This is a genomic window from Chloroflexota bacterium (assembly GCA_016219275.1).
Classification (GTDB): Bacteria; Chloroflexota; Anaerolineae; order UBA4142; family UBA4142; genus JACRBM01.
The window spans coordinates 1-9,573 of record JACRBM010000011.1; the positions used below are offsets into that span (position 1 = coordinate 1).

Annotated in this window: 8 protein-coding genes; 4 read left to right on the forward strand and 4 right to left on the reverse strand. The window is 57.7% G+C overall.

Annotated elements, in window-relative coordinates; genetic code table 11:
* Positions 1-106: 106 nt before the first annotated feature.
* Both HY868_01435 and HY868_01440 read right to left on the reverse strand, forming a co-directional pair.
* Positions 107-328 carry a hypothetical protein gene (locus HY868_01435; protein MBI5300770.1) on the reverse strand — a complete coding sequence of 74 codons (222 nt, stop codon included), beginning with the start codon at positions 326-328 and terminating at the stop codon, positions 107-109.
* 128 nt (positions 329-456) lie between these two features.
* Positions 457-1,470 carry an inorganic phosphate transporter gene (locus HY868_01440; protein ID MBI5300771.1) on the reverse strand — a complete coding sequence of 338 codons (1,014 nt, stop codon included), beginning with the start codon at positions 1,468-1,470 and terminating at the stop codon, positions 457-459.
* 151 nt (positions 1,471-1,621) lie between these two features.
* Here HY868_01440 and HY868_01445 point away from each other — a divergent pair, with 151 nt between their 5' ends.
* The 4 genes from HY868_01445 (at position 1,622) to HY868_01460 (ending at position 6,574) form a co-directional block, all read left to right on the forward strand.
* Positions 1,622-3,115, forward strand: a complete 1,494-nt coding sequence (locus HY868_01445; GenBank protein ID MBI5300772.1) for a PAS domain S-box protein — start codon at positions 1,622-1,624, stop codon at positions 3,113-3,115.
* 41 nt (positions 3,116-3,156) lie between these two features.
* On the forward strand, positions 3,157-4,134 hold the full coding sequence (locus HY868_01450; protein ID MBI5300773.1) for a response regulator: 978 nt from the start codon (positions 3,157-3,159) through the stop codon (positions 4,132-4,134).
* A gap of 108 nt (positions 4,135-4,242) precedes the next feature.
* The gene (locus tag HY868_01455; protein MBI5300774.1) at positions 4,243-5,481 is read left to right on the forward strand and encodes a DUF362 domain-containing protein; all 1,239 of its coding nucleotides are present in this window, start codon (positions 4,243-4,245) and stop codon (positions 5,479-5,481) included.
* Positions 5,482-5,596: 115 nt separating this feature from the next.
* On the forward strand, positions 5,597-6,574 hold the full coding sequence (locus HY868_01460; GenBank protein MBI5300775.1) for a flippase-like domain-containing protein: 978 nt from the start codon (positions 5,597-5,599) through the stop codon (positions 6,572-6,574).
* A 28-nt stretch (positions 6,575-6,602) separates the two neighbouring features.
* Here the strand turns inward: HY868_01460 and HY868_01465 are convergent, their stop codons facing one another.
* A complete protein-coding gene (locus tag HY868_01465) occupies positions 6,603-7,721 on the reverse strand; it encodes a glycosyltransferase family 4 protein (protein MBI5300776.1) in 1,119 nt (372 codons plus the stop codon).
* 21 nt (positions 7,722-7,742) lie between these two features.
* Positions 7,743-8,858 carry a glycosyltransferase family 4 protein gene (locus tag HY868_01470; protein MBI5300777.1) on the reverse strand — a complete coding sequence of 372 codons (1,116 nt, stop codon included), beginning with the start codon at positions 8,856-8,858 and terminating at the stop codon, positions 7,743-7,745.
* Positions 8,859-9,573: the final 715 nt, after the last annotated feature.

Consider the following 9,573-nt stretch of genomic DNA (forward strand, 5'->3'; position numbering starts at 1 on the left):
ACTCGCTTTGTCATCCTGAGCGAAGCGAAGGATCGCTCAAGCAACTGGCGAGATTCTTCGTCGCTTGTTTGAATTCACTTGGTTGCGTGTTTTCAAGAGCCGCTCCTCAGAATGACAAAAAGTGAGTTTTGCGGTATTGCCAAAAAAGAATTTCGGTCGCGGCGGGCTTGAGGTCTGCCGAAAGAGTCGGCAGTGCCGCCGGGGCGGCTGGCGCCGCTGGTTTCGTCGCGGCGACGGGGACCGAGGTTGGCGCAGGCGCCGGCGTCGGCGTGCTACAGGCAGAAAGAACCAGTAAGGCAAACACGATCAACCACATTGTCTTTTTCATGTTCTCCTCCTTGAGAATAACAATCGGCTTGAACTCGCAAGAACTGGGACGCACACCTCCTTTCGTTGAAATTCTGGCGCTAATTATAGCGCGCCTTGACATCTGCGCCAAATTCGCGCCGACACGATTTAGAGGAACAACCTCTCCCACAGCACACTGAACATGACCGCTAACAACGCCGAGGCGGGAATCGTCAGAATCCAAGCCGTGAGAATATCGCCGACGACATGCCAGCGCACTTTGCTCACGCGTTCCGCCGAGCCGACTCCCAGGATCACCGAACTGACAACCTGGGTCGTGCTCACCGGACCACCGAGCAACGCCGCGCCCAAAATCACGGACGCCGAAGCGAGCTGGCTCGTAAAGCCGTGCACCGGTTGAATCTTGTAGAATTTCCCGCCAAGCGTCCGAATCAAACGCCAATCGCCGACAACGGTTCCGAGCGCCATCGCCAGCCCACAAACGACGATCACCCAGAACGGAACGCTGAATTGCGCCAACTGTCCTTCGATCACCAACGCGAGCGTAATGATGCCAATCGTTTTTTGCGCGTCGTTCGCACCGTGACTCAATGCGAGCGCGAGCGCGGTGAAAACTTGCGCGCGTCGGAAAAACCAGTTGATGGCGGGCGTCGCGCCACGCGCGAAATAGAGCACCACTCTCAAAAACAAAAACCCGGCGATCCCACCCAGCACGGGCGAAATGAAAAGCGCAACGAGAATTTTGCTCAAGCCGCTCCATTGGATCACGCCCAAGCCGGCGTGAATACCGACCGCGCCGATGATGCCGCCGACGAGCGCGTGCGACGAGCTAGACGGAATTCCCAGCATCCAGGTAACAAGATTCCACGCAATCGCGGCTAACAACGCGGCGATAATCATTTGAAGCGTCATGGCAGACGCTTGTACAATTTCACTGCCAATCGTTTTCGCGACGGCGACTCCGAACAAAAACGGTCCGAGAAATTCGGCAATCGCCGTGATCGCGAGGATCATATTCGGCGACATGGCGCGCGAGGAAATCACCGTCGCCACGATATTGCTTGCATCGCGAAAACCGTTTAAAAAATTGAAAAACAACGCCAATCCAATCAAAACAATCGCCGTAACCGGCACAACCACTCCTTTGACAAGGTAGAACAAGTTTCCAGTGCCTGCATCGCACGTACATCAGACCCGCGTGGCAAGTTGGAAACTTGCCCTACAATTCTCGCCATACCCAGCATAGTTGCGTGATTATAATGAGACCGCGCGCTTTTGGCAAGAGCGCAAATCGGATTATAATACAGTCGTTATGAAACGTCGTGCCGGTTTATCACGCGCGCACGCGCGGCGCGCCCACAACCCAACCAGTCACCTCGCGCTGACTTTGCACAGCATCGGCGACGGCATCATCACGACCGACACCGCCGAACGGATCACGTTCGCCAACACGGCGGCGGAACAATTGACCGGCTGGACGGCGACCGACGCAATCGGCGCACACTTGCTCGACGTGTTTCGCATCGTCAATTCCAAAACGCGCGAGCCGGCGTCCGACCCAGCCGCCAACGCGCTCGCGACCGGCGCGATCACAGGATTGTCTGCCGACACCGCGCTCGTCGCGCGTGACGGCGTTGAGCGGTTGATCTCCAGCAGTGTCGCGCCGATTCGCAATCGCGCCGGCAAAATTACCGGCGCGGTGCTCGTCTTTCGCGATATTACGCGTCTGCGTCGCGCCGAAGAAGCGTTGAAAGAATCGCAAGAGTACAACCGCAGTTTGATTGACTCGTCGCTCGATATGATTATCGCGGTTGACCAACATCGGCGCATCATCGAATTCAATCGCGCGGCGCAAGATATTTTCGGCTACGCGCCGGAGGAAATTCTCGGCGCGGATGTGCGCGTGCTCTACGCCAACCCAGATGATGGCGCGCAAATCCAACAAGCCATCGCCGAAAAGGGGCGCGTTTCACAAGAGGTCTGGAATCGCCGCAAGAACGGTCACGTGTTTCCCGCGTTGTTGTCCGCGTCGCAGTTACGCAACGCGCAAGGCGACATTATCGGGGTGATGGGCGTGTCGCGCGACATTACCGCGTTGAAGCAAGCTGCCGAACAACATATCAAAGCGGAACGCCTCGCGGCATTGGGACAAATGGCGGCGGCGCTCGCGCACGAAATCAACAATCCACTGCAAGCGATCAGCAGTACGATGGACCTCGTGCTCGATTTCAATCTCGACGCGGCGGAACGCGAAGAGAATCTGCGAATCGTGCGACAAGAAATCGAACGCCTCAGTCTCGTCGCGGGACGCATCCTGCGCTTTGCGCGTCCCGCCGCGTCGCCGCGTCGCCTCGTCGCCGTCACGGATTTGCTCAACGAAACATTGACGCTCGCGCGCAAACAGATGCAACAAGCGAACGTGCGCGTGCGGACCGATTTGTATCCTTTGCCGCGCATTGTCGCGTCGCCCGAACAGTTGATCCAGGTCTTTCTGAATCTCGCGTTAAACGCGACCGAGGCGTCGAAAGAAGGCGGCGAATTGAGCATCACCGCATCCGCGGAGGCAGATACGATTGTCATCACGTTTGACAACGATGGTCCGCACATACCGCCGGATATTTTGCCGCACGTCTTTGAACCTTTTTTTACGACCAAGGAAAACGGAAGCGGCTTGGGTTTGCCGGTCAGTCAAAGCATCGTGCAACAACACGGCGGTACGCTCACCGTCGAAAACCTCGGCGCGACGCAAGGCGTCCGTTTTACGGTGCGCTTGCCGCTCGTCTGGGCGCACGCTAAAAATCAGTAATCCAAAATCTGAAATCTGAAATTGGCACAATGGAGTTACCAATGTCACCGGAACGAATTCTAGTTGTCGAAGACGAAGTGCGCGTATCGCAAGCCCTGTGTCGCGTCCTGGCATTGCCCGAAGGCGGCGGGCACACTGTCGAGGCGTGCGAGTCGGGCGAGACCGCGCTCGAACGGTTGCAAGCGCAGCGATTCGATCTCGTCATCACCGATTTGCGAATGCCCGGCATGAGCGGACTCGATCTGCTCGAACACGTGCATCGCATCAGCCCGACCACGCGCACGGTATTGATCACGGCGTACGGCACACCGCAAATCGAAGCGCGCGCGAAAGAACTCGCCGATGCCTACGTGCCCAAACCGTTCAATATGCAGGGTTTCGTCCGATTGGTGCGCCAAACTTTGGCGATGCCGCTCCCCGAATCGCGCCGGTTGATCGCGTTTTCCGAAACAGGATTACGCGCGGTGCAAGCGCGCATCGAATCATTGCGTTCCGATTTGGGCGCGGCGGGCGCGCTGATGTTCGATCAAGCCGGACAGTCGTTGATCGAAACGGGACGCCACGGCGATCTCGACACGCAAGCATTGCTCGCGGTCATCGGCACCACGATGATCGCGTCGAATCAAGTGATTAGCGCGTTGCAGGACGAGGCATCATTCACCTTACATTTCTTTGAAGGCAAGAATTACGAATTGTACGCCACGCGTTTGAGCGACCAGGTTTTTCTCACGCTGTTGTTCGAGCGTCAAGGGTCCGCGCAAGGCAAAGTGGGAATGATCTGGCTTGCGTTGCGGCGCGCCGTCGTCGAAATTCGCCAGAACTTGAATCAGGCAACGCTTGCCGGCGTCGAACCACTCCCCGCGCCGGCAACCCCTCCACCCAACGTTAGCCCCGCGCCCGAAGCGAGCGCGCCGCCGGCGGAAACACCGCCTGTTGCCGCCCAACCCGGTTCGACGTTATCGTACGAACAAGCGCGCGCGCTCGGCTTGATCAATCTCGACGACCTCGAAGCAAATTGAAATTGCGACGCATGGCTGGTGCGGAACGGCGTCCGTTCCCATTCCAATCTGTTCGTAGATTATTTTTTACGCGTCTTTGCCCCGATTTTGTAGAAGGAGACCGAACGAATGATTGACCCGAAGAATTTTCCCGGTCGCGGTACCGTCGCGATTCTCCGCACGAGTCCCAACACGGTGCTCGAGGATTACGCGCGTTTGATGCAACTCGCGCGTTATCAAGACAATCTGCCGCGCGAGTCGGACACGTTGCTCAAGATCAATATCTCATGGCAAATTTGGTACCCCAGTTGTTCGACGACACCCTGGCAACTGGAAGGCGTCATCAAGCAATTGCTCGCCGACGGTTACGCGCGCGAGAAAATCATCGCGACGCACAACGATACCGTCGTCGTCAACGGACGCGAGGGACAACGCAACAATCGTCACAAGTTCGTACAAGACCGGTACGGTTTGCGGACACTCGAAACTTATCGCGCCGGTGTGGAGTGGGTGCGGTACGAACCCAAGCAACCGCTCCTCGTTCTCGATCGAGTGTATCCGCACGGCGTCCACATCCCGAAACATTTCTACGGTAAAAACGTTTTGCATCTGCCGACGATGAAGACGCACGTGTTCACCAACATCACCGGCGCGATGAAGAATGCGTTCGGCGGCTTGCTCGATCAAAAACGCCATTGGACACACAGCGTCATTCACGAAACACTCGTTGACCTGTTGCAGATTCAACAAGACATCCACCCTGGGATGTTTGTCGTGATGGATGGCACGCTCGCCGGCGAAGGACCTGGTCCGCGCGCGACGCGTTGGCACGTCAAGAACGTCATCCTGGCAAGTTCCGACCCGGTCGCGATGGATGCGACGGCGGCAAAAATGATGGGCGTGGACCCGATGAGTTTGACGTTCATCCGCGCCGCGCATGAACGCGGTTTCGGCGTCGGCGATCCGCGCGAGATAAAGTTCATGGGCGATGTGGATGCCGCGGACGAGAATTGGCGATTCAGCGCGTACGAAGATACGTTTGCATCGTGGGGACAAAAACAAATCTATCACGGCGCGCTCAAACCATTCGAGCATCTGTTGTTGCGAACGCCAATCGTGCCCTGGTCGTTTGCCGCGTCGAACATTTATCACAACTGGTACTGGTATCCGTTCGTCGGCAAAGCGCGCATGCAAGCCGCGCTAAAAACGGAATGGGGGCGTTTGTTGCAAACGATGTACAGTCCCGACCGACCGATCAACCAGGGGTACGGCTCGCGCCGCCCGTTCCTCGCCGCGTCCGCTGGCGCTGCCGCGTTCGCGCTCGCGTTCGGACTTGGCGTGTTGATGGCGACGCGTCGCAAAGCGTAAATACTTTGACAATGTCAGATTAGCCACACGCTTCGCGCCACACGGGAACACACGGAAATTTTTCTGTGTAATTCGGTGTGGCGCGAAGCGTGTGGCGAGTGCTTCGGATTATTTCATGCAGAATCTTCGCCGCCGTGTCATCCTCTCGCTACTGTTCGCGCTCGTCGTGTTCGTCGCGCTCGCGTTTTACGCGGACGCGCCGCGCCTGCTCGGCGCATTCGAGCGATTCGATTGGCGTTTCCTGCCGCTCGCGCTCGGTGTGACGCTGCTGAATTATCTTTTGCGTTTCGCGCGTTGGCACTATTACTTACGCGTGCTCAAGATTCACAATCTCACACGCCGCGATTCGTTCCTGATTTTCTTGACGGGCTTTAGTTTGACGATGACACCGGGGAAACTCGGCGAATTGTTGAAATCACTTTTACTCAAAACCAAGTGCGACACACCGATCAGTTACTCCGCGCCGATCATCGCCATCGAGCGACTGACCGACGCGCTGGGCATGGTGATCCTCGCCGCCGTCGGGTTGACCTTCTTTCCGGAATTCGGCATCGGCGCGCTCATTGCGCTGCTCGCGGTGATCGTCGCGTTCGTCGTCATCGTGCAACAACGCGCGCTTGCCGAGCGGCTATTCGTGTTGGGCACGCGCGTGCGCGTCCTCGCGCGTTTTGTCGGCGTCGCGCGCAATCTGTACGAAAGCGCGTACCTCCTTTTGCAACTCAAGCCGCTTGCCTTCGCGATTGGGATCGCGGTTGCCGCGTGGTTCGCCGAGTGCGTCGCGTTCTTTTTCGTGTTGATGGGCGTCGGACTCGCGCCCAGCCCATTGCTTTTGCTTCAAGCGACGTTCATCTACGCGGCGGCATCGCTCTTCGGCGCGGCGATGATGACGCCGGGCGGTCTCGGCGCGACCGAAGGCGGCATGGCGCTCCTGCTCGAACAGATCGTCGCCATCGCACGCGAGAGCGCGGTCGCCGCGACGCTCATCGTGCGCTTGTGCACCTTGTGGTTCGCGGTTCTGCTCGGCGTGATTGCATTGTTGCTGATCGGATTGCCGCCAAGCGAAGCGAATAAAAACGTCCCGACGACCGGATGATCGTCGGGACGTTTGGTATCGCATGTCCTCAGCGCGCGTGCGCGACGCGCGCATACACCGCCAGCGTTTCTTCCGCCGCGCGTTCCCACGAAAAAATTTTAGAGCGCGCCAACCCCTCCCGCGCGAGTCGCGCACGCAATTCCTGGTCGCTCAACACTCGCGCCATCGCGTCGGTCAAGCCGGCTTGATCGTCCGGTTGAACGAGCACACCCGCGTCGCCCGCGATTTCCGGCATCGAAGCGACGTTCGAAGTAATGACCGGCGCGCCGCACGCCATCGCTTCGAGAACGGGTAAACCAAACCCTTCATACCGCGACGCGTAAACGAACAGACTCGCCGCGCTGTACAGCGCGGGCAGTTCCGCCTGTGGAATATATCCCGGTAAAAAGACGCGATGACCCAGGTTTAGTTCGCGCAACGTCGCGAACACTTCCTCGTCCATCCACCCGCGCGAGCCAGCGAGCACGAGCGAATGCGGCAAGCCCCGGCGCACCAGCGCGGCAAACGCGCGCAGGAGCATCGGTAGATTTTTGCGCGGCTCCAAATTGCCGACGTACAGAATGAACTGCACGGGCAAATCATATTTGCGTAACGCCGCTTCTTGATCCGCCTTGGGCATCGGACGAAAGATCGGCGCGATGCCGTACGGAATCGTAAACAATTTGGTTGGGTTGACCGGCAAGAGGCGCAACATATCCGCGCGCGTGTTCTGCGAAATCGCGATGAGCGCGTCGGCGTAACGCGAGGAGACGGGGATCATCCCGCGAAAGAAAATGAGTTTGTAAAAGAGGTGCGCTTCGGGGTGAAGGAAAAACGTCATGTCGTGGAACGTGACGACTTTGGCGCAGGGCGCGACTACCGGCATCGTGTAATGCGGCGAATGCACCACGTCGAGGCGATAGCGGCGAATCAGTAGGGGGAAGAAAGTTTGTTCCCACGCGATCCGATGATAACGCGTCGGCAAGTTCACGCGCACGACCTGAGCGTGCCCGCGTCCGGCAAACAATTCGATCTGCCGGGGCTTGGAGAAAATCAAATAATCATTCGCGGGGTCCATGCGAATGAGTGTTTGGGTCAGGTTGACGATGTAATTGCCCGCGCCGAACAACTGGGTCGGCAACGCCGTTACATCAATACCGATACGCATACGAATGCCGTTGTAAGATTTTCAATTGCGGGTTGCATCCTGATAAACTTGGAGGGTCTGTTCGATAAATCGTTGCGCGGTGAATTGTTGCGCTCGCGCCAATCCGCGCACACGCATTTCGGCGCGCACATCATCGTCGGCGAGAATCCGCGCGATCTCCGTTGCCATCGCCGGCGTGTCCCGCGGCGAGACGAGCACGCCGGCATCGCCGACCACCTCGGGAAGCGAGGCGACGTTGGAGACGAGCACCGGCGCGCCGCACGCCATCGCTTCGAGCGGCGGCAAACCGAATCCTTCGTACAGCGAAACATACGCGAACAGATCAGCGCGCGAGTACAACGCCGGCAAATCTTCGTCCGGCACATAGCCCAAAAAACGCACGTGCTGTTCCAGTCCCAGTTCCTCGACCGCGCGAAAAATGTCGGCGTAAAGCCAGCCGCGCTGCCCAGCAAGCACCAGGGCGTGGTCGAATCCACCGATGCGTCGCGCCTGCGCGAACGCGCGAATCAACGTCGGGATATTTTTGCGCCGCTCGAGCGTGCCAACGAAAAGAATGTACTGCGATGGCAAATGATACTGTGCGGCGACAGCGTAAGTGTCAGACACCGGTTTGAAGATCGCACGCACGCAAGGATAGGTGACGCGGATTTTTTCGGAGGCGACCCCGAAGCGCCGCTGGAGATCGCGCTTGGTACTTTCCGAAAGCGTGATAATGCGACACGCGCGCGCGATACCGGCGCGCCCGAACAACTGCCACCACAGTCGTCCCATGCGACTGGTTGTTTCTGGAAATATGTCGTAGGTCAAATCAAAAATCGTCGCGACGCTCGGACGTCGGTACCATAACGGCGGCACGAACACGGCAGAGTGCAAGACATCGAGATCGCCGAACGCGTTCCACGCCGTAAAGAGTTGCTGCTGGAGCGCATCCGGCAACCAGCGCGAGGTGTTCACATGCTTGTAGAAAAAATTGCTTTGGCGCGGCAGAGATTCCGCGCGCAGCATTTGTAGATTCGCAAAAACCGCATAATTGTTGCGGTGGTCAAAATCTCCCAACCCGGTTGCAAGTTGCTCAAAATAACGATGCGAGCCGGCAACTTGATTTTGCAGCACGATTCCGTCAATTCCGATTTTCATATTGACTGGCTGCAGACACTCTACCACAAAACGCAATCAGCCGCAAACCAGCACAGACCGACCCACAATCATATTTCCCAGGATGGCGTTTTCATCAGGCACGGATTGGGATAAAAAAGGAACCCGTTTGCTTCCCAGGGGAGGGCAAACGGGTTTCTGGCAATCATCGTACGCAGTGCGGCACAAATTATTTCCGGATCAGCGGAGAGAAGACTTTGTACAGTTCGCTCACGATCCTCAACGTGACAGGTACGGAAACAGGACTACCGGCGACTGGAGACCCGCCTGAGGTTGCCGTGATGACGATGCTGCCCAGATTATATGTGCCCACCGATCTACCACCGGGAGAGATCGTCACGGTTGAATTTACCGACGTGCTAAGTGTGCCAGAAGAGGGAGACAACGTGACTCCGGACGGCGCTGTGGAGCTCCAGTTAAAACTGCCCGCGCCAACATTGCGAATTTGGAGCGTTACCTGTTCGTTGCCCGGCGCTCCGACGAGGTGGGCTACGGTAATAGATGTGGGGCTGACAGATAAAGATGGAGATAACGCGCCGACCCGCCCGGAATGGACTGCATCGCGACGAAACATGGGCCAAGGTAGCGATGCGCCTGCCGCATTGCCTGGCGCGTTGGGCCAACGATAGGCAACCACCCAACCATGGTAATTGCGAACCTGATTCGTGATCGGATAGTATTCACCCGCCGCCACGAT